Below are 22762 nucleotides of genomic sequence, written 5' to 3'. Positions count from 1 at the left end.
CCCTTGCCCTCGTTTTCTCGCCCCCTCGAAGAATCTCTCCACCGCGCCGTCGCCTACGCCAATCAGCGAAAGCACGAATACGCGACCCTGGAGCATTTGCTCCTCTCCCTCACCGACGACGATGACGCCGCCGGGGTGATGCGGGCCTGCGACGTCGATCTCGTCGCCCTGAAAAAGAGCCTGGCCAACTATCTCGACGTCGAACTGGCCTCGCTGGTCGTCGACGATGAAGAAGACGCCAAGCCGACCGCCGGCTTCCAGCGCGTGATCCAGCGCGCGGTGATCCACGTCCAGTCCTCCGGCCGCGAAGAAGTCACCGGCGCCAATGTGCTGGTGGCCATCTTCTCGGAACGCGAAAGCCATGCCGCCTACTTCCTGCAAGAGCAGGACATGACGCGCTATGACGCGGTGAACTTCATCGCCCATGGCATTGCCAAGAAGGCCGGCGCCTCCGAGCCCAAGGCCGTCAAGGGCGCCAACAGCAGCACGACGGAAGAAGACACCGACAAGCCCAACGCCAAGACCGGCGGCGAGGCGCTCGAGGCCTATTGCGTCAACCTCAATGAGAAGGCCCGCCAGGGCAAGGTCGACCCGCTGATCGGCCGCGCGAACGAAGTGGAACGCGCGATCCAGATCCTGTGCCGTCGCACCAAGAACAACCCCCTGCTGGTGGGCGAGCCGGGCGTCGGCAAGACCGCCATCGCCGAGGGCCTGGCCCGCAAGATCATCACCCATCAGGTCCCCGAGGTCCTGGCGGAAGCCACCATCTTCTCGCTCGACATGGGCGCGCTGCTGGCCGGCACCCGCTATCGCGGCGACTTTGAGGAACGCGTCAAGCAGGTGGTCAAGGAACTCGAGAACCACCCCAATGCGGTGCTGTTCATCGACGAGATCCACACGGTGATCGGCGCCGGCGCCACCAGCGGCGGGGCGATGGACGCTTCAAACCTGCTCAAGCCGGCTCTGGCCTCGGGCAGCCTGCGCTGCATGGGCTCGACCACCTACAAGGAGTTCCGTCAGCACTTCGAGAAGGATCGGGCCCTGGTCCGGCGCTTCCAGAAGATCGACGTCAACGAGCCGACGGTGGAAGACACCATCAAGATCCTCAAGGGGCTCAAGAGCTACTACGAGGACTTCCACAAGCTGAAATACACCAACGAGGCCATCAAAGTGGCGGTCGAGCTGGCGGCCAAGTACATCACCGACCGCAAGCTGCCCGACAAGGCGATCGACGTGATCGACGAGGCAGGCGCCGGCCAGATGCTGCTGCCCGAGAACCGTCGCAAGAAGGTTCTCGGCGTCAAGGAGATCGAAGCCGTCGTGGCCAAGATCGCCCGCATCCCGCCCAAGTCGGTTTCGAAGTCGGACACCGAGGCGCTGAAGGAACTGGAATCGGATCTGAAGCGCGCCGTGTTCGGTCAGGACCCCGCGATCGATCAGTTGTCGTCGGCCATGAAGCTGGCCCGCGCCGGTCTTCGCGACGCGGACAAGCCGATCGGCTCGTTCCTGTTCAGCGGCCCCACGGGCGTTGGCAAGACCGAAGCCGCCAAGCAGCTGGCCTCGACGCTTGGCATCGAGATGATCCGCTTCGACATGTCCGAATACATGGAACGCCATACCGTGAGCCGCCTGATCGGCGCCCCTCCCGGCTATGTCGGCTATGACCAGGGCGGCCAGCTGACCGACGCCGTCGACCAGCACCCGCACGCCGTGGTGCTGCTGGACGAAATCGAGAAGGCTCACCAGGACGTCTACAACATCCTGCTGCAGGTCATGGACCACGGGGTTCTCACCGACTCCAACGGCAAGAAGGTCGATTTCCGCAACGTGATCCTCATCATGACGACCAATGCGGGCGCTTCGGACGCCCAGCGGCAGTCGATCGGGTTTGGTCGCGACAAGGTGGTTGGCGAGGAAGAGGCCGCCCTCAAGCGCCTGTTCACGCCGGAATTCCGCAACCGCCTCGACGCGGTCGTGGCCTTCAAGCCGCTGACGCCGGAGATCATCCGCCAGGTCGTGCAGAAGTTCGTCATGCAGATGGAGGCCCAGTTGGCCGACCGGAACGTGACGATCGAACTGACCGACGACGCGGCCGACTGGCTGGCCAAGAACGGCTTCGACGAGCTCTACGGCGCTCGGCCCCTGGGCCGGGTCATCCAGGAGCACATCAAGAAGCCGCTGGCCGATGACATCCTGTTTGGACGCCTCGTTCGCGGCGGCCACGTCAAGATCATCCTCAAGGACAGCAAGATCGACTTCGAGATCGAAAGCACCCCGGAAAAGCCCGGAAAGTCCCAGGCCTCGGACAAGAGCGACGCCGAACCGGCGCTGGTCGAATAGATCCAGCACCATCGAGAGGCCCGGAGCGATCCGGGCCTCTTTCGATTCCGGCTCGCGCGAGGCGATAGATAAAACGGGAGCAAACGGGTAGATTGATTACATGCCCGCGACCTTCGACACACTCAGCGCTTCAAAACGCCTCCGCGATGCGGGCGTCGAGGAACCCGCCGCCGACGCGATTGTCGAGTTGATGCGCTACGCGACCAACTTTCCGGACATCAGCGGCCTGGCGACCAAGGCAGACATCGCCGATGTGGCGACGAAGGCCGATATCACGATATCGGAACACCGCATTCGCGCCGAGCTTCACGATCAGCTCCGCGTCCAGGGCTTCGCCCTCGTGGGCGCCATGACGGCCGTCGTCGGTCTGGCCACCGCCATCATCAAACTCTTCCCCTGATCAGGGCAGCGCCACCTTCATCAGCGTCGCGCGGCTAAACGCGGCCCCGTCATAGCGATTGTTTTCGCTCTCTCATGAGCGCCACCTCCCGCCAGATGCGGAAGAGGTACTCAACGGTCGCGGCCGTTCCAAAGAAGCTGATCGTATAGGCCAAGGCGTGAGCACCGTTCGAGAACAGCTGGGCGATCGAACCTTGGTCGGCAACAGCCATGGCATTCTGTTGGAGCCACAGTGCATGCAATCCGCCGACGACATCGCCGCACAGGTGCAATAGGCCTGCGGCAACGATAAGCCGGGTCACGGGATGCAGGCGACGAAGAAAGGCTGACGAGCGGTCGGCTGGCGCGGCGTACTGATCAGGCATGCGCCTTCTCCCCCAGTGTCTGTGCGTTCAGGTGTTGCAGGCGGCCATAAACCCGAACAAGCGCCTCGATCCAGAAGGCCATGCCCACCAGAAGAGTTGTTTGAGCGAGCTCACGAAGATTCCAGGCCATCGGCTCAGTAATGGCGCCGAGCACGAAAGATGCCTCTTCCGACCGCATGCCGTCGGTCTCGAGATAGACGACCGAGGCTACGAGGCTCGCGAGCGTTATGGCCAGGACGCCGAGCTTCAGCATCACGCCCATAATCATCAGCCAGGTCACTGGATGCAGCCGCATGCGAATCCCCCTCCGCACGCCACCTTAACGCGAATGCCTTGGTTGCAAATCCCTACAGCGCCGCCGTGATCTTCTCGGCCAGGGCCTTCAGCTCCTCGACATCGGCCATGCCCTCGCCATGCCGGCCCAGCGCCTCTCCCTCATAGCGGGGGATGACGTGGAAATGCAGGTGGAACACGGTCTGGCCTGCCGGGGCGCCGTTGAACTGCGAGATCATCACGCCGTCGGGCTTCAGGGCCGCCGTCACGGCGGCGGCGGCTTTCTGGGTGGCGCCGATCAGTCGGCCCAGGGTCTTGGCCTCCGCGTCGAGCAGGTTGCGGGCCTTGGAGGTCTTGGAGATCACCAGCATGTGGCCGCGCGACTGCGGGAACACGTCCATGAAGGCCAGGACCTGATCGTCCTCAAACACCTTCACCGCCGGCATGTCGCCGCGGATGATCTTGGCGAAGATGTTGTCGGGGTCGTAGGTTCCGTTAAGGCTCATGGCCGTCTCCTGCAGAGCATGACAGCTGAAAGTGGACGCCGGCTTCAGCGTCCGTCATGCTCTCATCGAAAGTGTGGCGATGGTCGTAGCAAACCAGCCGGAGCGCGCAAGCATGGCGACCAAGTCCGTTGACGGTCCAGAGCACCTCACCGAGGCCCAAAAGAAGTGGTTCGCATCAGTTCAGGCCGGGCTGGAGCGAGAAACTGGCAAAACCCTTGCGCAGTGGGTCGAGATCGTCCGCCGGGACTGCCCGGAAACCAAACCCCGCGCCCGCACCGAGTGGCTCAAGACCCATCACGGGATCGGCCAGAACCGCGCGGCGCCGATCCTGGCGCAGGCCTTTCCGTCAGAGATGGGCTGGGACGACGCCGCCGGCTTGCGCGCCGCCCTGTGGATAGACCCCGCCTCGACGGCGATCCTCGAAGCGATAGAGACGGCGGTCGCAGACTTCGACGGACTGGTCACCGGCCAGCGAAAGGCCTTCACCGCCTGGTCACGCAAGGTGCAGTTCGCCGCCGCAAAGCCGGCCAAAGGCGGAACGATCGTGCTGGGTTTGGCCGTAACGCCCGACGCGTCCCCTCGCCTGCAGGAACCCCGAAACGAAGGGTGGTCGGATCGCCTCAAGGCCAAGCTCGTCCTGAGCTCCCCGACCGAGATCGATGACGAGATCCGGTCGCTGCTCGGAGCGGCCTGGGAGCGGGCCTAGCGCTCCTCCTTGAACGGCGAATATTCGTCGTTGAGCATCCGCATGTCGCTCTCGACGGCCTCGCGCTCGCGTTCCAGATAGCGAGCCACCGGCTCGCGCAGCATCGGGTCGGCGATCCAGTGGGCCGAATAGACCGGGCTGGGCAGGTAGCCGCGGGCGATCTTGTGCTGCCCCTGGGCCCCGGCCTCGACGCGCGGCAGGCCCAGCCGGATCGCATGCTCGATGGCCTGATAGTAGCAGAGCTCGAAATGCAGGAACGGCACGTCCTCGGCGCAGCCCCAGTGACGGCCATACAGGCAGTCGCGGCCCAGCAGGTTCAGGGCGCCGGCGATCCACGGCCCGCCCGGACGGCGCGCCATCACCAGGATCACCTTGTCGGCCATCCGCTCACCCAGCAGCGAATAGAACGACCGGTTCAGATAGGGCCGGCCCCATTTTCGACTGCCAGTGTCCATGTAGAAGCCGAAGAAGGCGTCCCAGTGCTCTTCGGTCAGCGCATCGCCGGTCAGGGCTACGATCTCCAGCCCGTCCTGGGCGTCGCGGCGCTCGCGACGGATGGTCTTGCGGCGATTGGACGACAGGGCCGCCAGGAAGTCGTCGAAGGTGGCGTAGCCGGCGTTTTCCCAGTGATATTGCTGGTCCTGGCGCAGGAGCAAGCCACGCTCGCCCATCCAGGCCCATTCGTCGGCGTTCGGGAAGGTCACGTGCAGAGACGAGGCCCCCATGCGCTCGCACAGGGTCAGGGCGCCGCCCAGCAGCGCCGAGCGTCCTTCGTCCACATCGACATCAGGCCGGACGATCAGGCGTGAGCCTGTCACCGGCGAGAACGGTGATGAGCACTGCAGCTTGGGATAATAACGCCCCCCTGCCCGCTCATAGGCGTCGGCCCAGGCATGGTCGAAGACGTATTCGCCCTGGCTGTGGGACTTCAGATAAAGCGGCATGACCCCGGCCACGCCACCCGTTTCGTCCTCGACCGACAGGTGCTGCGGGGCCCAGCCTGTGCGGGAGCCGACGCAGCCGCTCTCCTCCAGGATCGACAGGAAATCATAGCTGACGAACGGATCACCGGTCGGCGCGGCGCAAGCGTCCCAGGCCTCGCGCCCGATCTCGGCGATCTCGCGATGCACGCGAACCGCCGCCTTCACACCGATCACGCCTCGAAACCCTCGAAGATCAGATTGTCGCAATGGTCGCTGACTGTGTCCCACTGCTCGGGCGAGCGCACTGTCCAAGCGACCACCGGCATGCCCTTGTCGCGGTAGAGGTCCGCGCGCGCGCTAGGCAGCATGTCCAGACCCAGCGACAGGAAGTCGGGCCTGGCAATCTCGACCTGTTCCAGCGCCGCCAGCGACTTGCGCATCTCCGGCGCCAGCTTTCGGGCGCCGTCGTCGTTCCAGCCATAGGAATTGAGGCCGCGCAGGATCTGCGGATGATGGTCGGCGAACCAGGCGTGGGAATAGGGGTTGAAACCGATCACCGCGATCGGACCATTGTGGTCGATCAGGATTTCGGAGACCACCTTTTCAAGGGGGCCAACCTCGCCGAACGGGGTCTTCAGCTCGATATAGACCATGGCCCGGTGGCCAATCATCGTCAAAGTGTCGGCCAGGGTCGGGATGGTTTCGTCCGTCCCCAGCAGCGTCATCACGCCGAGCTCGGCGGCGGTATGATCGCGCAAGCGGCCTTCGACGCCGGTCAGGCGCTCCAGCCTCTCATCATGGAAGACCACCGCATGGCCATCGGCGGTAAGCTGCACATCAAGCTCGACCGCGTAGCCACGCAAACAGGCGGCCTGAAAGGCGGCCAGCGAATTTTCCGGAGCGCCGCCGGGCGTCCACAGACCGCGGTGGGCGATGGCGGGCTCGGACAGACGCTCCCAGGCCTCGCCAAACACCTCAGTCGATGGACGCTCGCGACTGGGCATCAAGCGATCTCCACCACCGCATCGACCTCGACCGCAAAGCCCAGCGGCAGCCGATAGACGCCGACCGCCGAGCGGGCGTGGCGACCGCTGTCGCCCAACACATCGACCATCAGGTCCGAACACCCGTTGATGACCTTGGGAATGTCGATGAAGTCGGGCCCCGCCTGGACAAAGCCGCCCAGCTTGACCACCCGCACCACCCGATCGAGGTCCCCGTCGCAGGCCACCTTCATCTGGGCCAGCAGGTTGATCCCGCACAGACGCGCCGCCTTTTGAGCGGTCTCCAGATCGACATCCACGCCGACCGTGCCCTTGATCCCGCCCCCGGCGTCCAGAGAGATCTGGCCCGAGATGTGGACGAGGTTGCCCGACCGCACGAACGGCACATAGTTGGCGACTGGCGCCACGGGCTGGGGCAGCACCACGCCAAGCTGGTTCAGACGGTCTTCAATCCTGGACATCACGCACTCCGTTCACGAGCCGCAATGCTTAACCTCGCCAAGGGCGGGTACAAGAAAAAAGGCCCAAGCCGTCACCGGCTTGGGCCTTTCTTCAAGCTGTAGACGCCGGCGCCGTGCGCCGACCTCGCGGTCGCCCTAGCGCGCGGCCTGGAACTTTTCGACAGCGGCGCTGACCCGTTCGTTCAGGGGCTTCATCGAGTCCTTGATCGAAGCCGAGACGATCTCCGAAGCCTTGCTCATCTGAGCGACATAGGCTTCCAGAGCCGACTTGGCCCAGGTCGTCTGCAGTTCCATGGCTTCCTGAACGCTCTTGGCGGCGGCCAGCGACTTGGCGGCGGCGACCTGATCTTCGGCGGCCTTCTTCGAATAGGCGAAGGCCTCGGCGCCCAGGGCTTCAGCGCCCTTGGTGGCGGCGGTCACCGAAGCCACGACGGCCTCAAGGTTCTTCTTGGAATGGGTGTTGGCTTCCGCCAGGGCGGACAGGGACTTTTCCACGCCGTCCTTGAACGCTTGGTTCGAGGCGGTGCTGAATTGCTCGACGGTCTTCTTCATCGTTTCGGCGGCGGCCATGGGGAGTCTCCTGGAAATGGGCGGGGCATGGCGAAGCTGCGCGAACAGCCCCATGCATTTGGGACAACGTCGATTTGCCATGTTGCAGTGCAGCAGTCAAGAAATTTGTGCAGCGCACCATGACCCTAGGGCAAGCTGCAGCGGACGGGCAACGCGCATGATTTTTCCGCAATCGCGACAAGATCGCTCACCGGTTGTTTACTTTGGCTAAAGGCGGGTCAGGTCATGCTAGGATCACGCGTGTGGCGGTGCGGAACCGCTCAGTTCAAACATGACGGACGCACATTCATGTTCGCCAAGCTTCGATCCGCCCGTCCCTTGCTCGTCGCCCTCGGTCTCGCGCTGTCGTCTCTCGCCGGTATCGCGCCCAGTACCGCGGCGGCCCAGGTGCCGTATCTGCAACTGAACACGACCGAGCCCAAATACGCGGCCATCGTGATCGACGCCAATTCGGGCGAAGTCCTTTACGACAAAAGGGCTGACAGCCCCCGCTACCCTGCCTCGGTGACCAAGGTCATGACGCTCTATCTTGCCTTTGAGGCATTGAGCGAAGGCCGGATGAAGCTGACCGACCGTGTCGTCATGTCCCCCCGCGCCGCCGCCCAGACGCCAACCAAGCTGGGCCTTCCGGCTGGTGACAGCCTGTCTGTGGACGAGGCGATCCGCTCCATCACGGTGAAGTCCGCCAATGACGTCGCGGTCGCCCTGGCCGAAAAGCTGGGCGGCAGCGAGCAGCGATTCGCCGCCCTGATGACCCTGCGCGGCCAGGAACTGGGCATGCGCAACAGCCGGTTCGTGAACGCCTCGGGTCTGCCCGACAGCCGTCAGATCAGCACCGCTCGGGATCTGGCCATCCTGTCGCGCGCGACGATGCGCGACTTCCCGCAGTACTACAGCTATTTCAGCATCAAGGGCTTCACCTTCCGCGGCAACTATGTCCGGGGCCACAACCGTCTGCTCGACAGCATGGACGGTTTTGACGGCCTGAAGACGGGCTACACCAATGCCTCGGGCTACAACCTCGCCGGCTCGGCCGTGCGCGACGGTCGGCGCCTGATCGCCGTGGTCCTGGGCGGCTCGTCGACCGCCTGGCGCGACAACAATATGGAAGACCTGCTGCTGACGGGCTTTGAGGTGATGAAGCGCCGTTCGCATGGCGACCGCACCACCATCGCCGCCAATCTGTATGAAGACGAGCCGAGCGGACAGATCATGCGCCCGTCGATTGAACAGGGCGATGGCGATCAGGCGGGTCTGCAGATCGTCCTTACCGACAAGCCCAACCCCGCGCCGGTCAAGGTCTCGCCCACCCTCAAAGCCGCCCAGGCCAAGGCCAGGAAGCCCAAGGGCGAGTGGTCCGTGCAGGTCGGCGCCTTCAAGTCCAAGGGGTTGGCCACCAAACAACTGTCGATCGTTCGCGGCCGTTTCGCCAAGTTCGTGAGCGACGCCGAAGGCGCGGTCGAGGGCGCCGCCGGCGGCGCCTTCCGCGCCCAGTTCCAGGGCCTGACGGCGGAAGCCGCCCGCAGCGCCTGCGCCGCGATCACCGCCAAGCGCCAGCCCTGCATGGTGCTGTCGCCGCGCTAACCGCAGCGCGTCTCAAGAGTTCGGATCGAGCCCGGGGCGTACGGCGCCCCGGGCTTTTTCTTACTCTAGGCTTTTGTTTTCGCATCGTTTTTTCGGAAAATCGGCGTCCACTTTTCCGCACGATACTTTAGCGCTTCAGCAGCCGATCACGCGCCGCATTGAGTTGGGCCGCCAAACCCGTCGTGCCGCCCTTGTCGGGATGAGCCAGGCGAATCAGGCGCGCATGGGCCGACCGGATCTCGTCGGCCGTGGCCTCGGGGCCGACACCCAGGATCGAGCGCGCCTCAGTCATGCTGGGTCCAGAGACGGATGGCGTGGCGGCGTTGCGCGTTCCATCCCGACGGCGCGCCTCGGAAGCGCTCCATAAGCCCACGACGCCCAGGACAATGCCAGCGCCCCAACCGCCACGAAGCGTGGTGTAGGCGGCGCCTGCAAACGCGGCCAAGGCCACGACGCCGGCGCCGACACGCCAGCCTTCGCCCTTCACGAGCGGACGCTTTCCGCCCCAGAACACCAGGGCCAGAACGGCCGCGCCAAGCAACAGATAGATCATCGCGTTTCCGGAAGCGCCCGAAGGTCCCGGAGAGGACCCTATTGGGCGGCGAGCAGAGTTTCCCCGGAATAGGCCGAAAGACCAAGCGAATGCATCAGGGCGCGTAGCTCCTGACGCGCCGCCAGATGCTGGAGCGAGACCGGCACGGGACGAACCTGGGGCGACAGGTCGGCGATGGTCAGGCCGAACGGGAACAGTTCGCGATAGATCACGCGGTCGCGCAGACCCGGGCCCATGCGGAAGCCAACACGCTTGGCCAGCGCGGTGAGGCGATCTTCCAGGCGCTTGCGGTTACGGGCTTCGGTGGTGGCCAGGCGGTTGCGCAGCACCACCCAGTCCAGAGCCTGGCGCTGGCCGCTCATGGCCCGCGCCTTGCGGGCTTCCCAGACGGCCTGCGAATAGAGGCTGGGCGTCGTCAGCTCCATGGTCACGGGATCGACGTGACCCAGCATGTCGAAGTCGACGAAGCTGTCGTTCATCGGCGTGACAATCAGGTCGGCCCTGCCATGGGCCAGGCGCGAGATGGCGGTGTCACCGCCGGGCGTGTCGATCAGGACGAAGTCTGCCTCTTCAAGACCCCGGGCGAAGGCCCGCTCGAAGTGCTCGACCTGCTCAGCGTCCGACGCCGTGGCCAGAGCGATATCGTCCTCGCTCAGGCGAAGTTGCAGCGGCTCCGGCAAGGACAGCTTCTTGCCCTCCAGCCAGGCGCGGCGGTTCTCGAAGAAGCGCATGGAGGTGCACTGACGCAGGTCGAGGTCAATGACCGCAACCTTGGCGCCACCGTAAAGCAGGGCCGTAACGAGGTGCACAGCGATGGTGGACTTACCCGCCCCGCCCTTCTCGTTGCCGACCACGATCACGCGCGTTTCAGCCATGTGCTCGCTCCATCTCACACCGCGACTCGCACGGTCACTGAAAAGTTAACACGACGGAGATAACCGCGCCGAGCGGTCATCGCTTTGTTCCACAGGCCGTTTTGTCGCAGGGGGCAAAGATCATCCGCACCCTGGCGGCGCGGTGGACGTCGCCGCGCCGCTCAGCCATAAGCCACGCCTGTTTGTACAAGAGGCCGCCGATGCCCCAAGCTTCCCCCGTCATCGTCCGCACCGTCGCCGATCTGCGCGCCCAGGTCGCCGCCTGGAAAGCCGCCGGAGACTCCGTCGCCCTGATCCCCACCATGGGCGCGCTGCACGCCGGACACCTGACCCTGATCAAGCTGGGCCAGGGCAGAGCGCGGCGCACCGTGGCCAGCGTCTTCGTCAATCCCACCCAGTTCGCGCCGCATGAGGATTTCGACGCCTATCCGCGCGGCGAGGCCATCGACGCCGAAGCGCTGGCCTCCGTGGGCTGCGACCTGATGTTCGCACCCTCAGTCGACGAAATGTATGCGCCGGGCTTCTCGACCGCGATCACGGTTTCTGGCGTGTCCGCCCCTCTGGAAGGCGAGGCCAGGCCCCGGTTCTTCAGCGGCGTCGCCACCGTGGTCGCCAAGCTGCTGATCCAGAGCCAGGCGGACTACGCCGTGTTCGGCGAAAAGGACTATCAGCAACTGCAGGTCATCCAGCGCCTTGTGCGCGACCTGGACCTGCCGGTGGAGATCATCGCCGCACCCACGGCGCGCGCGGAGGACGGTCTGGCTCTCTCCTCGCGCAACGCCTATCTGAGCAGCGACGAGCGCGCCCGAGCTGTCGCCCTGCCCGAGGCCCTGCGCACGGCGGCACGGGCCGTGGCAAATGGCGGCCGGATCGACGAGGCCGAGGCCGCCGGCAAGGCCGCCCTGAGCGCAGCCGGCTTTGGTCAGATCGACTATCTGGAGGTGCGCGAGGCGTCAGACCTGTCGAAGCTGGGCCCTGGTCCGATCGGCGCCGCCCAGGGTCGCATCCTGGTCGCCGCCTGGCTCGGCAAGACCCGGCTGATCGACAACATGGCCGTCTAGCTTACCAGGCCCCAAGTTCGCGCAGCTGTCGGGCCAGATCCTGCGGCATCTCGGCCGCCTCGCTTTCGGTCAGGTCGGCCGGGGCGTCTTCGGCCGGCAGATAGCGCCAGCCCTGGAAGGCCCGGCGCGGCTGCGGAACCACGCGGATGATCGGCGGATCGACCGTCACCTCGCAGCGCTTGGCCGCGCCCTCGCCGACGGTGTCGATCGCCAGGATCTTCTGGCGACACAGAACCTGCCCTTTGAACACCCGATACAGCGAGCCGCCGTCCAGCACCTCGTCGATGCGCTTGGGCGTCATGCGGGTATGCATGATCCAGGGCTCGCCGGCCGTGTGCCAGGCCAGCAGGTCGTCGATCGTGTCGCAGCCGACAACCAGCTTGATGATGTGCAGAGCCATGGGCCGTCCTTAGCCGGACCGCCGCCTTGGGGAAAGAGCCTGGCGTTCCGACCCAATGACAGCGTTGCCAATGCCGGTTGCCACGCTTTCGGCGCCCATGTTACTCGAGTTGCAAAATGGGTGGGGAAAACATCGTGCACGCGGCGATGAGTACGTCTGAAGTCTTTCTGATCGCGATGCTGATCATTTTCGCCGCACCCTACCTGGTATGGCGGCTGTTTCGCACCGAATATTACGCCCCGCTGGTGGTCGTGCAGATCATCGGCGGCATCATTCTTGGTCCGGGGGTTCTGGGCGCGGCCTTTCCCGACTATTACGCCTTCGTCTTCAGCCAACCGGTGATCGGCGCCCTCAATGGCGTCGCCTGGTGGGCGGTGATGCTGTTCGTCTGGGTGGCGGGTATCGAGCTTGACCTGAAACAGGCCTGGCAGTTTCGCCGGGAGACCGGCGTCACGGCCGGCCTGGCCCTGCTGGTTCCCCTGACCCTCGGCAGCCTCGCGGCCTTGGTGATGCTGCAGTTCAAGGGCTGGATCGGCCCTGACGGCGCGCCGTGGCAGGTGGTGCTGGGCATCGGCATGGCCTGCGCGGTCACCGCCCTGCCCATCCTGGTGCTGTTCATGGAAAAGCTGGAGATCCTGCGCCAGCCGCTGGGCCAGCGGATCCTGCGCTATGCCAGCCTCGACGACGTGGCCATCTGGGGCGTCCTGGCCCTGATCCTGCTGGACTGGAACCGGGTGGGTCGGCAAGCCGGGTTCCTGGTCGCCTTCGCGCTGGCCAGTTTCCTGCTGCGCAAGCTGATGGCCCGCATTCCCGAAAGGGACCGCTGGTACGTCGGGCTGATCTGGCTGGCGGCCTGCGGCTTCGCGGCTGACTGGGCCGGGTTGCACTTCATGGTCGGCGCGTTCCTGTCGGGCGCGGTGCTCGACTCGTGCTGGTTTGACCGCAAGCAGATGGACCTGTTCCGCAATCACATCCTGCTGGCGATCATGCCGGTGTTCTTCCTCAGCACCGGCCTGCGCACGCAATGGGACGTGGGCGGACTGGCGGTGTTTGGCGCCGCGGCCCTGCTGCTGGCGGCCTCGGTCGCCGGCAAGCTGGGCGGGGTCCACCTGGCCGGCAAGATTCTCAAATGGAACAAGGGCGAGGCCTCGATCATCGGCTGGCTGTTGCAGACCAAGGCCCTGATCATGATCATCTTCGCCAATATCCTGCTGGATAAGCAGATCATCACCCAAGAAACCTTCACAGTTCTGCTGTTGATGGCGGTCGGCAGCACGATGTTGACCATTCCCCTGGTCACACCCAAGCTGAAGAGACTTGCGAGCCTGACGTCCAAGGCCCGCTAGCGTTCGGGGAGCCGGCGGTTCAGGCCGCCGGCTCCAGCCGCGCCAGCACCACGCCCTCGCTGACCTGACCGCCGGCCACGGCCGAAAGTTCAGACACCACGCCGTCGAACGGCGCGGCCAGGGCGTGCTCCATCTTCATGGCCTCGAGGGTCAACAGGGTCTGGCCCCTGACCACCGCCTGGCCGGCCTCCACCGCCACCGAGACGATCTTGCCCGGCATCGGCGACAGGATCGCGCCGTCCGACGTCGCAGTGTGGGCGCCGCCGGCCTGGTAGATAAAATCGAAGACCTGCACGTCGCCGCCCTCGAAGACCCGCAGCGGCTCCTCGCCATGCACGCCGGGCAGCACATCGACATCGTCCAGCGCCCGGCCGTCCTCGACCGTGATATCCCACGACCAGTCCTCGGCCCCGGCGCCGACCAGGGCGACCCGAAGCGGGACCTTCTGGCCGTCGACCCGCATCGGCAAGTCCATGACCGCGCGCGGGGCGTTCAGGCGGAAGCCCAACAGCCGTGACGGCGCGCTCGCGAACGGATCGGCCTTGGGCTGGTCGGCCTCCATGAAGGCCTCCAGGCGCTGGCCGATGGCGGCCAGGGTCGGGGCGTCTGAAAAGGTGCGCTCGACCAGCTCATCCAGCCGCGCTTCGATGAAGCCGGTGTCGATCCGGCCTTCGACGAAGTCCGGATGGCTGGCGCATTTGGCCAGGAAAGCGGCGTTGGTTTTGACCGGCCACACCTCGACCAGGCCGCAGGCCTCGGCCAGACGGGCGGCGGCGTCTTCGCGGTCAGCGCCGTGGGCGATCAGCTTGGCGATCATCGGGTCGTAGAAGGCCGTGACCTCGCCGCCCTCCTCCACCGCGCTGTCGACGCGCACATCGCCCTCGGGCAGGCGGAAGTGCTTCAGCTTGCCGGTGCTGGGCAGGAAGCCGGTGACCGGGTTCTCGGCATAGAGGCGCGCCTCCATGGCCCAGCCGTCCAGTTCGATCTCGTCCTGCTCCAGCGGCAGGGGTTCGCCCGAAGCCACCCGCAGCTGCCACTCGACCAGATCCTGGCCGGTGACCATCTCGGTGACGGGATGTTCGACCTGCAGCCGGGTGTTCATCTCCATGAACCAGATGCGATCGGCGCGCAGGCCCTCGCTGGCGTCGGCGATGAACTCCACCGTGCCGGCCCCGACATAGTTCACGGCCTTGGCCGCCTTGACGGCGGCGGCGCAGACGGCCTGACGTGTGGCCTCGTCCATGCCGGGGGCGGGCGCCTCCTCGATCACCTTTTGATGGCGACGCTGCAGCGAACAGTCGCGCTCGAACAGGTGAACTACATTGCCCAAGCTGTCGCCGAACACCTGAACTTCGATGTGGCGCGGACGGGTGACGTACTTTTCCAGCAAGACCAAATCATTGCCGAAGCTGGCCGAAGCCTCGCGCCGGCACGAGGCCATGGCCTCGGCGAAGTCCGCCGCCTTGTCGACCCTGCGCATGCCCTTGCCGCCGCCGCCCGCCACGGCCTTGATCAGCACGGGGTAGCCTATGGCGGCCGCTTCCTGGGTCAGGCGTTCGACCGACTGGTCCTCGCCCAGATAGCCCGGGGTGGTCGGTACGCCGGCCGCGATCATCAGCTTTTTGGCCGCGTCCTTCAGACCCATGGCGCGGATCGCCGAGGGCGGCGGGCCGATCCAGACCAGACCTGCGTCCAGCACTGCCTGGGCGAAGTCAGCGTTTTCCGACAGGAAGCCGTAACCGGGGTGGATGGCGGCCGCTCCCATCTGCCTGGCGGCCGCCAGGATCTTCTCCGGAACCAGATAGCTCTCCCGGGCCGGGGCCGCGCCGATCAGGATGGCGGCGTCGGCTTCCATCACGAACGGCGCATCGGCGTCGGCCTCGGAATAGACCGCGATGGTCCGCACGCCCAACGCCTTGGCGGTGCGGATGATCCTGCGGGCGATTTCACCCCGGTTGGCGATGAGAACGGAGGAGATCAAGGGCTGGGCCTACATTTGGGAAAGAGTGAAAACCATCAAGCCGACCACCAGCATCCCGAAGGCCATGGCGCTCATGATCCAGACGATGAGGGTCTTGAGCAGCGCGCCAAAAATGCTGGAGCCGTAACCGCCGCGCAGGGTCTGGAAGAGATTGATCGGCACCCACAGCGACACGATGCCGAAATAGCCCGCCTGCACGGCGTGTGGCAGAATCAGGCCCAAGGCGTTTGCCAGGAACGAGAACGACAGCAGGTTGGTGGCCACCAGCAGGTGGTCATAGATGAAGTACTGGCGCTTGTTCAGATAAACAAACGCCAGGCTCAGGCCGATGATCGGCAGCAGCAGCACCGCCAGGCGGTGGGCCCAGCCGAACATCACCAGCAGATAGTAGTCCGGATTCTCGATGGCCTTGGCCGTGCGCTCCTTGAACCAGTTGCCGCTGACCACCGAGCTCTGGAAATTGACGGTGGTGTTGGAGTGCGCCTTGGTTTCGGAATAGGTCACGGAGGGCTTGGTTACTGGTCTGCCGTGCGGACTGTCTTCGGCCATGGCCTGGGCCTGGGCTCCCAAGGCGTCGGGCCCGTCCTCAAATGACAAGCTGCGGATCTTGTCGGCGGCCGCCTTGCCCGTCAGCTTGTGCCCGAGTTCCTGCGCGACCTTGGGATCCTTTTCGATAGCGTCGGCCCTGGCGAGCTTCGCCGCATAGCGGTCACGGATCTTCTGGACATCCTCGGCATAGCTCGCGGCCACCTCGGCCTTGTCTTGATCGGGATCCTTCAGCGCTTCGTCACGCTCGCTCGCGGCCTCCTTCAAGGACTCGTCGCGCACTTCGACCGCCTCGGCGCGCCGTATACCGGCTTCCTTGGCGCGGCCCTCAGGCGTGGCCAACTCGGCGGCGCGGTGCTCGGCCTCGATCTCCTGGTGGTGCTTGATCTTATGGATCGCGTGCTCGGCAGCGAAGATGAACAGCAGCAGGGCCACCAGGAAGGTGCGAAACGGCGGCACGTGCCGCGCGATCCGGCCTTCCATATAGTCCTTGGCCAGCACACCGGGCTTGAACAGCAGAAGGGGCAGGGTCTTGGCCAAGCGGCCATCGAGGTGGAACATCCCCTCGATGGCTTCCCAGATCAGGTGCAGGATCGAGCGGTGATGCGTGTCGGCGTTCTGACCGCACGAATGGCAGTACCAGCCCTCCAGCGGCGTGCCGCAGTTGGCGCAGGGCTGGCCCGGCTTGTCGAAAGGCTTCTTCCTTCTGGGCCGGAAGACTCCCGTGATGGAGTCCGCCGCCGCCGCTTCGAGTTCACCCGTCATACCGCCCCCGGCCCCTGAATTCGTGTCGTGAATCGCTTTAGATCGACCAGGCGGGTTTACGACGCGCGAGGAAAGCGCGCACGCCTTCTTGGCCTTCAGCGGACACACGGCGGCGCGCGATACGCTTTGCGGTCTCTTCGATCAGGCCGCGATCGATTTTCTCGCTGGCGAAGTCGTTGACCAGGGCCTTGGCGTCGCCGATCGCGCCAGGCGCGCAGGCGACCATTTCCTCGATCAGCGCGTCCCGAGCCACTTCAAGACCGGCGACATCATCGAACACCTCGTCGACCAGGCCGTAGCTCCAGGCGGCGTCGGCGTCGAACACCCGGCCGGTGGCGAACAGCAGCTTGGCCGTGCGCGGACCCAGGGCCGCGATGACATAGGGGCTGATCGTCGCCGGGGTGAGACCCAGCTTGACCTCGGAGAAGCTGAACGTCGCGTCGGCCGTCGCCAGGGCGTGATCGCAGGCGGCGACCAGACCGGCGCCGCCGCCGAACGCGCCGCCCTCGACCAGGGCCACGGTCAGGGCCGGCACGTCGTGCAGGGCCTTGAGCATGTGGGCCAGCTCCAGGGCGTCCGCCCGATTATCATCCTCACCGGCGTCCACCGCGCTGGCCATCCATTCCAGGTCGGCGCCGGCGCTGAACCCTCCGCCCACGCCGCGCAGGAACACCACGCGCACGCCCTCGGCGCCGTGGAGGGTTTCGAAAGCCTGACGCAGGGCGGCGATGGTCTCGGCGTCGAAGGCGTTCTTCTTTTCCGGACGGTTGATCCACACGGTCACCGCGCCCTCGGGCGTGCTGTCCATATGAACCAGCGGGCTCATGGTCTCGGTGTCGGGAACTTCGACGAGCGGGTCGGCGATCGGATTGGTCATTGGGGTTGGCCTTCTTGAACTCTGGAGCAACAGTACATCACATGCGGTCGTAGCGGATGGTCGTCAGCCAAGCCCGGATGATCGAAATCTCGGTTCTCGTCGCGGGTAAAATCCAGACGCCGCATCACCGCCTGGGATCGAACGTTCGAGCGCGCCGTAAAGGCCAATATCTCGCCGATCGGCAAGCGCGCAAAGCCGTCCGTGAGGATTGAGGGCATGACGCCGGACACTAGCCCCCGCCCCACGGCGTCCGAACGCAGCCGCCACATCGCCTCGACGCCTTCGAAACCCAGGGCGCCGTCCAGGGCATGCAGCCCCGCCGCGCCCACGGGCTCTCCGACCTCATCCAACACCGCCCAAACGCCCCAGCCGTTGTCTGTCAGCCCCGAAGCCACGCGATCGAAAGTTTCCCGACTTTGCGCGCGGCTCATCGCGCCGCCCAGCCAATGGACGACCAGCGGATCCTGGTTCAGCGCCTCCCAGGCCGGGAAAAGCGCCTCGGTCCAGGGCAACAGACGAGGATGCGGCGGCGTCAGCATGGTTACATCCGGAAGACGCCGAACGTCGTCTCCGGAATCGGGGCGTTCAGGCTGGCTGATATGGCCAGACCCAGGACATCCCGGGTTTGCGCCGGATCAATGACCCCGTCATCCCACAGTCGCGCGGTGGCGTGGTAGGGGTTGCCCTCGTCCTCGTACTTCTGGCGGATCGGCGCCTTGAAGGCCTCGGCCTCCGCTTCGCTCCAGGAGGCGGCGTCGCGGTGGACCGTCGCCAGCACGCTGGCCGCCTGCTCGCCGCCCATCACCGAGATGCGGCTGTTGGGCCAGGTGAACAGAAAGCGCGGGCTGTAGGCGCGGCCGCACATGCCGTAGTTGCCGGCCCCGAAGCTGCCGCCGATCAGCACGGTGAACTTGGGCACCTCGGCCGAGGCGACCGCCGTGACCAGCTTGGCGCCGTCCTTGGCGATGCCGCCGGCCTCGTATTTTCCGCCGACCATGAAGCCCGAGATATTCTGCAAAAAGATCAAGGGAATCTTGCGCTTGCAGGCCAGTTCTATGAAGTGCGCGCCCTTCACGGCGCTCTCGGAAAACAGCACGCCGTTATTGGCCAGGATCGCCACCGGCATGCCCCAGATGCGGGCGAAGCCACAGACCAGGGTCGTGCCGTACAGCGCCTTGAACTCATCGAACGCGCTGTCGTCGACGATGCGGGCGATGACCTCGCGCACGTCATAGGGTGCGCGCACATCGCTCGGCACGATACCGTACAGCTCTTCGGCGTCGAACAGCGGGGGCTTGGAGTCGGTGACCACAAGTTCGGCGGGTTTGGTGGTGTTGAGGTTGGCGACGATCGACCGGACGATCTCCAGCGCGTGCTCGTCGTCATTGGCCACGTGATCGACCACGCCTGATCGGCGACCATGGGTGTCGGCGCCGCCCAGTTCCTCGGCGGAGATGATCTCGCCCGTGGCGGCCTTCACCAGCGGCGGACCGGCCAGAAAAATGGTGCCCTGATCGCGAACGATGACGGTCTCGTCACTCATCGCCGGCACATAGGCGCCGCCGGCGGTGCACGAGCCCATGACGCAGGCGATCTGGGCGATGCCCGCCGCGCTCATCCGGGCCTGGTTGAAGAAGATGCGGCCAAAGTGATCGCGGTCTGGGAAGACCTCGGCCTGATGCGGCAGGTTCGCGCCGCCGCTATCGACCAGATAGACGCACGGCAGGCGGTTCTGGGCCGCGATTTCCTGGGCTCGCAGGTGCTTCTTTACCGTCATCGGGAAATAGGCGCCGCCTTTCACGGTGGCGTCATTGGCGACGATCATCACCTCGCGACCTGAAACCCGGCCAATGCCGGTGATCACGCCCGCGCCCGGCGCTTCGCCACTATAGAGATCGCAGGCGGCCAACTGGCCGATCTCCAGGAACGGCGAACCCGGATCCAGCAGCCGCTCGACCCGTTCGCGCGGCAACAGCTTGCCGCGCGCCACATGGCGCTGACGGGTGGATTCCGAACCGCCGAGCGCGGCCTGAGCGACCTTCTCGCGCAATTCCTCGACGAGGGCGCGATTGCGGACGGCGTTGCGGACGAAGGTCTCGCTGGAGGGATCAATAACGGATTTCAGCTTCGGCATTGGCGAGGCATAACCTTTTCCATTCAAACCTGAAAGACGGGTATTTCCGCCCGCATCCTAGCAAAAACTTGCGAAAAACCGCCACAAACCCAGCTTCCAGCAAGGGGTAATCGGACCGATCCGGGGCTGGTGGTCAAGCCTTGGCATTCACGCTAGCGTCCCACTGTGGGAATGACTCAACACCCCTTCGACGACTCGGCCCTGGCGCGCCTTTTCGCCCAAGAGCGCCGTGATGGAACGGCCGCCTGGTTCTCGCTGCCTGGCGGCGCCACGCTCTATGCGCCCGGCGAGGACGCAGAGCATCTGTATTTTCTACATACCGGTCGCCTGGGCGCCTTCCGCCGCGATGAAGGCCAAGAGCCGCAGTTTCTGGGCGTAATCCGGCCGGGCGAGCCCGCTGGTGAGATGGCTATGATCGGTGGCACGCCCCACTCGGCCAACGTCGTCGCCCTGCGCGACAGCGAGTTGCTCTCCCTGCCCCGCGCCCAATTTCTGGCCGCCGCCGAACGCGATCCGACGGTCATGCTGGAACTGTCGCGGTTGATGATCCGGCGCGCACGCCAGGCCCAGACCCATGCGGCGCTGGGAGATCCCTCAGTCTTCGGATTCATCGCCGTGGAACCGGGTCCGGCGATCCGCCCAGTCGTCGAACGCCTAGCCCATTGCATGGAGACCCTGGGCTACTCGGTCACGGTCGAAGGCGGCGAATCCCTGCTGGCGCCCACGGAGTGGTTCACCAACGTTGAACGCGCCCATGACTTCATCCTGTATGTCGCCGAAGCCGACGAGACGAGTTGGAAGCATGTGGTAGGGCGTCAGGTCGATCGCCTGTTCCGGATGGGCCGGGGCGAGCGCACGCCGCCGGCGGTTATTCCCTCCTATGCTTCGGGACCCTTGCAGGCCCAGCGACTTGTGGACCTGATCCTGCTGCAGTCGGCCAACCTGAAACAACCCCAGGGTTCTGACGCCTGGATGACCGCCACCCGCGCGGCGCGACTGTTCCATCTGCGCGAGAACGGCATGGCCGACATCGAACGCCTGGCGCGGGTGCTGACCGGCCAATCGGTGGGCCTGGTCCTGTCCGGCGGCGGCGCCCGGGCCTATGCCCACGTCGGCGCGATCGAGGCGATGCGGGAACGCGGCATTCCGATCGACTTCGTCGGCGGCGCCTCGATGGGCGCCGTGGTCGCCGCCGGCCTGGCCATGGGCTGGGACGACGGTGAAATGGAGGTCCGTATTCGCAAGGCCTTTGTCGACTCCAGCCCGCTGGACGACATCGCCTTTCCGATGGTGGCCATGACCCGCGGCGACAAGGTCAAGGCGCGGCTACAGGAGCATTTTGGCGACATCCAGATCAACGACCTTTGGCTGCCGTTCTTCTGCGTGTCCTCGAACCTGACATCCGGCGCCTATCACCTGCATCGCGGCGGCGCCCTGCATGACGCCCTGCGCGCTTCGATCTCTCTGCCCGGCGTGCTGCCGCCGGTTTGTCTGGACGGCGCGGTTCTGGTGGACGGGGCCGTGATGAAGAACTTTCCGGCCGACGTCATGCGCGCCTTCCAGCTGGGCCCGATCGTCGGGGTGGATGTCACGCGCGGCCGCAGCATCACCGACGAGGATGTCGTTCCGCCGCCGTCACTCTGGCGATGGTTCTGGTCTGGCGAATGGCGCAAGGGGCCGCCGATCGTCGCCTTGCTCATGCGGGCCGCCACGGTGTCGACAGGACGCGATCTGACCGCAAGCCGCGAGGCGACCGACGTCCTGATCACGCCGAAGCTGGACAAGATCGATATCCGCGACTGGCGGGCTTTCACGCCGGCCGTTCACGCCGGCAAGATCGCCGCCGCCATCGCCCTGGATGGTCTGGACCGGCCGGTGACCGACCTGCGCCGCCGCCCCAGCCTGGCCGAACGCGCCCGCGCTGCTCTCAGCCCCGCCGCGCGATCAAGAACATCCGGCTGAACGGAAACAGCGTCACGCCGTCGGACCGTCGCGGATAGTCCCGCGCCAGTCGCTCGCGCCAGGCCTCAAGAAACGCCGTCCGCTCCGACGCATCCTCCAGGGCCTCCAGAAATGGCCGCAGGGTGGTTCCCATGGTCCAGTCGACGATCGGATCCTGGCCGTAGAGCGCGTGCAGATAGGTGGTCGTCCAGATATCGATCTCGGGACAGAGCGGCGCCAGCCAGTCGTAATAGTCGCGCGCATCATGGGTCGGTCGAACGCCTTCAACCGCAGCGAGTCGTCGGGCCCAGGGCCCCGTCGCAACGATTTCGCTCAAACTCCTGCGCCAGGCCGCGTCGGCGACGACCGGCATTTGACAGGCCAGAACGCCGCGCGGCGCCAGGGCTTCGACCAGACCCGGAAACAGGGCCGGGTGATCATCGACCCATTGCAGAGCGGCGTTTGTGTACAGCAGATCAACGGGTCGATCCGGCGAGAAGCTGGCGATCTCCCCCAAAATCCAGTCCACGGGCGCGCCCAGTCCCCTGGCGCGCTCAAGCATCTCCGGACTGGAATCAAGGCCGTGCACCTTCGCCTGCGGATGACGCGCCGCCAGCAGCGCCGCCTGTTCGCCCAGCCCGCAGCCCAGATCCCAGATTTCGCGCGGCGCCAAATCCCGCGGTAGCGCGGTCAGGAGATCGAGCGCAGGCCGCTCTCTGTAGGTGCGATACAGCGCATAAAGGTCGGGATCCCAAACCGGCATGACTTCACCTCGACCCCGGCGCCACACTTGGCGTTTGACGGGCCGAAGCCCGTTGAAACAACGCTCTTTATTAAACTGCGATTCACCCTACAGTTAAGTCAGGTTTCCGTCAGAGAGGCCTTTAGGGAAGGACGCTTGCCCATGGCTCGGCCCGCCAAGTTTACGGTGGTCGTTGATCGACACGACGATGCGGCCGATATGTTGCCGCCCCCCTCCTACAGACTCGACCTGCCTCGCCCGATGATGATCGCGGCGACAATGCTGATCTGGGCGGTCGTTCTGACGGGAATCCGGCTTCTGGCGTCCTGAAAACAGGCAAACACGCTGCGACAAGCCGTCGCGCGAATAGCGCTTCCCTGATCGCCAAATTCGCGCTCATACTCTCCTTG

Annotated in this window: 23 protein-coding genes; 7 read left to right on the top strand and 16 right to left on the bottom strand. The window is 65.4% G+C overall.

Annotated features, from left to right (window positions below; genetic code table 11):
* Positions 1–3 precede the first annotated feature (3 nt).
* Positions 4–2340 carry an ATP-dependent Clp protease ATP-binding subunit ClpA gene (gene clpA, locus ACW18B_RS10545; protein ID WP_492046997.1) on the top strand — a complete coding sequence of 779 codons (2337 nt, stop codon included), beginning with the start codon at positions 4–6 and terminating at the stop codon, positions 2338–2340.
* A gap of 100 nt (positions 2341–2440) precedes the next feature.
* Positions 2441–2740, top strand: a complete 300-nt coding sequence (locus ACW18B_RS10540; protein ID WP_492046996.1) for a CCDC90 family protein — start codon at positions 2441–2443, stop codon at positions 2738–2740.
* A gap of 49 nt (positions 2741–2789) precedes the next feature.
* Here ACW18B_RS10540 and ACW18B_RS10535 read toward each other — a convergent pair whose 3' ends face one another.
* Genes ACW18B_RS10535 through ACW18B_RS10525 form a run of 3 tightly spaced genes read right to left on the bottom strand, consistent with a single transcriptional unit; the run spans position 2790 to position 3883 of the window.
* Positions 2790–3104, bottom strand: coding sequence for a hypothetical protein (locus ACW18B_RS10535; RefSeq protein ID WP_492046995.1), 315 nt, complete (start codon positions 3102–3104; stop codon positions 2790–2792).
* Complete coding sequence (locus tag ACW18B_RS10530) at positions 3097–3399, bottom strand: hypothetical protein (RefSeq protein WP_492046994.1); 303 nt, start codon at positions 3397–3399, stop codon at positions 3097–3099. Before ACW18B_RS10530 ends, ACW18B_RS10535 begins: the two co-directional genes overlap by 8 nt.
* Before the next feature lie 52 nt (positions 3400–3451).
* Positions 3452–3883 (bottom strand): HIT family protein, encoded by a 432-nt coding sequence (locus ACW18B_RS10525; RefSeq protein ID WP_492046993.1) that lies wholly within the window; start codon positions 3881–3883, stop codon positions 3452–3454.
* Between the two features lie 112 nt (positions 3884–3995).
* Between ACW18B_RS10525 and ACW18B_RS10520 the strand changes: the two genes are divergently transcribed.
* Positions 3996–4589, top strand: a complete 594-nt coding sequence (locus tag ACW18B_RS10520) for a DUF4287 domain-containing protein (RefSeq protein ID WP_492051678.1) — start codon at positions 3996–3998, stop codon at positions 4587–4589.
* On the opposite strand, the gene ACW18B_RS10515 is transcribed toward ACW18B_RS10520, so the two are convergent.
* The 4 genes from ACW18B_RS10515 to ACW18B_RS10500 form a co-directional block, all read right to left on the bottom strand.
* A complete protein-coding gene (locus ACW18B_RS10515; protein WP_492046992.1) occupies positions 4586–5779 on the bottom strand; it encodes a GNAT family N-acetyltransferase in 1194 nt (397 codons plus the stop codon). The genes ACW18B_RS10520 and ACW18B_RS10515 overlap by 4 nt on opposite strands.
* Complete coding sequence (locus tag ACW18B_RS10510) at positions 5743–6516, bottom strand: glycerophosphodiester phosphodiesterase (RefSeq protein WP_492046991.1); 774 nt, start codon at positions 6514–6516, stop codon at positions 5743–5745. Before ACW18B_RS10510 ends, ACW18B_RS10515 begins: the two co-directional genes overlap by 37 nt.
* Positions 6516–6977, bottom strand: a complete 462-nt coding sequence (locus ACW18B_RS10505; protein ID WP_492046990.1) for a RidA family protein — start codon at positions 6975–6977, stop codon at positions 6516–6518. Before ACW18B_RS10505 ends, ACW18B_RS10510 begins: the two co-directional genes overlap by 1 nt.
* Before the next feature lie 135 nt (positions 6978–7112).
* On the bottom strand, positions 7113–7547 hold the full coding sequence (locus ACW18B_RS10500; protein ID WP_492046989.1) for a phasin family protein: 435 nt from the start codon (positions 7545–7547) through the stop codon (positions 7113–7115).
* Positions 7548–7835: 288 nt separating this feature from the next.
* Between ACW18B_RS10500 and ACW18B_RS10495 the strand changes: the two genes are divergently transcribed.
* On the top strand, positions 7836–9131 hold the full coding sequence (locus ACW18B_RS10495; RefSeq protein ID WP_492046988.1) for a serine hydrolase: 1296 nt from the start codon (positions 7836–7838) through the stop codon (positions 9129–9131).
* Positions 9132–9258: 127 nt separating this feature from the next.
* On the opposite strand, the gene ACW18B_RS10490 is transcribed toward ACW18B_RS10495, so the two are convergent.
* Both ACW18B_RS10490 and mipZ read right to left on the bottom strand, forming a co-directional pair.
* Positions 9259–9684, bottom strand: a complete 426-nt coding sequence (locus ACW18B_RS10490; RefSeq protein ID WP_492046987.1) for a J domain-containing protein — start codon at positions 9682–9684, stop codon at positions 9259–9261.
* 38 nt (positions 9685–9722) lie between these two features.
* Positions 9723–10559, bottom strand: a complete 837-nt coding sequence (gene mipZ, locus ACW18B_RS10485) for a division plane-positioning ATPase MipZ (RefSeq protein ID WP_492046985.1) — start codon at positions 10557–10559, stop codon at positions 9723–9725.
* Between the two features lie 200 nt (positions 10560–10759).
* Between mipZ and panC the strand changes: the two genes are divergently transcribed.
* Positions 10760–11620 (top strand): pantoate--beta-alanine ligase, encoded by an 861-nt coding sequence (gene panC, locus ACW18B_RS10480; RefSeq protein WP_492046984.1) that lies wholly within the window; start codon positions 10760–10762, stop codon positions 11618–11620.
* A gap of 1 nt (position 11621) precedes the next feature.
* On the opposite strand, the gene ACW18B_RS10475 is transcribed toward panC, so the two are convergent.
* A complete protein-coding gene (locus ACW18B_RS10475; protein WP_492046983.1) occupies positions 11622–12020 on the bottom strand; it encodes a DUF1489 family protein in 399 nt (132 codons plus the stop codon).
* Positions 12021–12166: 146 nt separating this feature from the next.
* Between ACW18B_RS10475 and ACW18B_RS10470 the strand changes: the two genes are divergently transcribed.
* On the top strand, positions 12167–13366 hold the full coding sequence (locus tag ACW18B_RS10470; protein ID WP_492046982.1) for a cation:proton antiporter: 1200 nt from the start codon (positions 12167–12169) through the stop codon (positions 13364–13366).
* 19 nt (positions 13367–13385) lie between these two features.
* On the opposite strand, the gene ACW18B_RS10465 is transcribed toward ACW18B_RS10470, so the two are convergent.
* From ACW18B_RS10465 to ACW18B_RS10445, 5 genes are read right to left on the bottom strand one after another with little or no spacing between them, the layout of a single operon-like run.
* The gene (locus ACW18B_RS10465) at positions 13386–15347 is read right to left on the bottom strand and encodes an acetyl/propionyl/methylcrotonyl-CoA carboxylase subunit alpha (protein ID WP_492046981.1); all 1962 of its coding nucleotides are present in this window, start codon (positions 15345–15347) and stop codon (positions 13386–13388) included.
* 9 nt (positions 15348–15356) lie between these two features.
* Positions 15357–16658, bottom strand: a complete 1302-nt coding sequence (locus ACW18B_RS10460; RefSeq protein WP_492046979.1) for a DUF3667 domain-containing protein — start codon at positions 16656–16658, stop codon at positions 15357–15359.
* Between the two features lie 37 nt (positions 16659–16695).
* Positions 16696–17535, bottom strand: coding sequence for an enoyl-CoA hydratase-related protein (locus ACW18B_RS10455; RefSeq protein ID WP_492046978.1), 840 nt, complete (start codon positions 17533–17535; stop codon positions 16696–16698).
* A complete protein-coding gene (locus tag ACW18B_RS10450) occupies positions 17532–18074 on the bottom strand; it encodes a GNAT family N-acetyltransferase (protein WP_492046976.1) in 543 nt (180 codons plus the stop codon). Before ACW18B_RS10450 ends, ACW18B_RS10455 begins: the two co-directional genes overlap by 4 nt.
* A gap of 2 nt (positions 18075–18076) precedes the next feature.
* Positions 18077–19669, bottom strand: coding sequence for a carboxyl transferase domain-containing protein (locus ACW18B_RS10445; RefSeq protein ID WP_492046975.1), 1593 nt, complete (start codon positions 19667–19669; stop codon positions 18077–18079).
* A gap of 171 nt (positions 19670–19840) precedes the next feature.
* Here ACW18B_RS10445 and ACW18B_RS10440 point away from each other — a divergent pair, with 171 nt between their 5' ends.
* Positions 19841–21631, top strand: coding sequence for a patatin-like phospholipase family protein (locus ACW18B_RS10440; RefSeq protein WP_492046974.1), 1791 nt, complete (start codon positions 19841–19843; stop codon positions 21629–21631).
* On the opposite strand, the gene ACW18B_RS10435 is transcribed toward ACW18B_RS10440, so the two are convergent.
* A complete protein-coding gene (locus ACW18B_RS10435; protein WP_492046973.1) occupies positions 21597–22373 on the bottom strand; it encodes a methyltransferase domain-containing protein in 777 nt (258 codons plus the stop codon). The two genes, ACW18B_RS10440 and ACW18B_RS10435, sit on opposite strands and share 35 nt — an antisense overlap.
* Positions 22374–22762: the final 389 nt, after the last annotated feature.

It is taken from the genome of Caulobacter sp. FV2ps19 (assembly GCF_058681035.1).
Note: the sequence above shows the minus strand (reverse complement) of the source record. Positions and strands in the feature narration are given on the sequence as shown.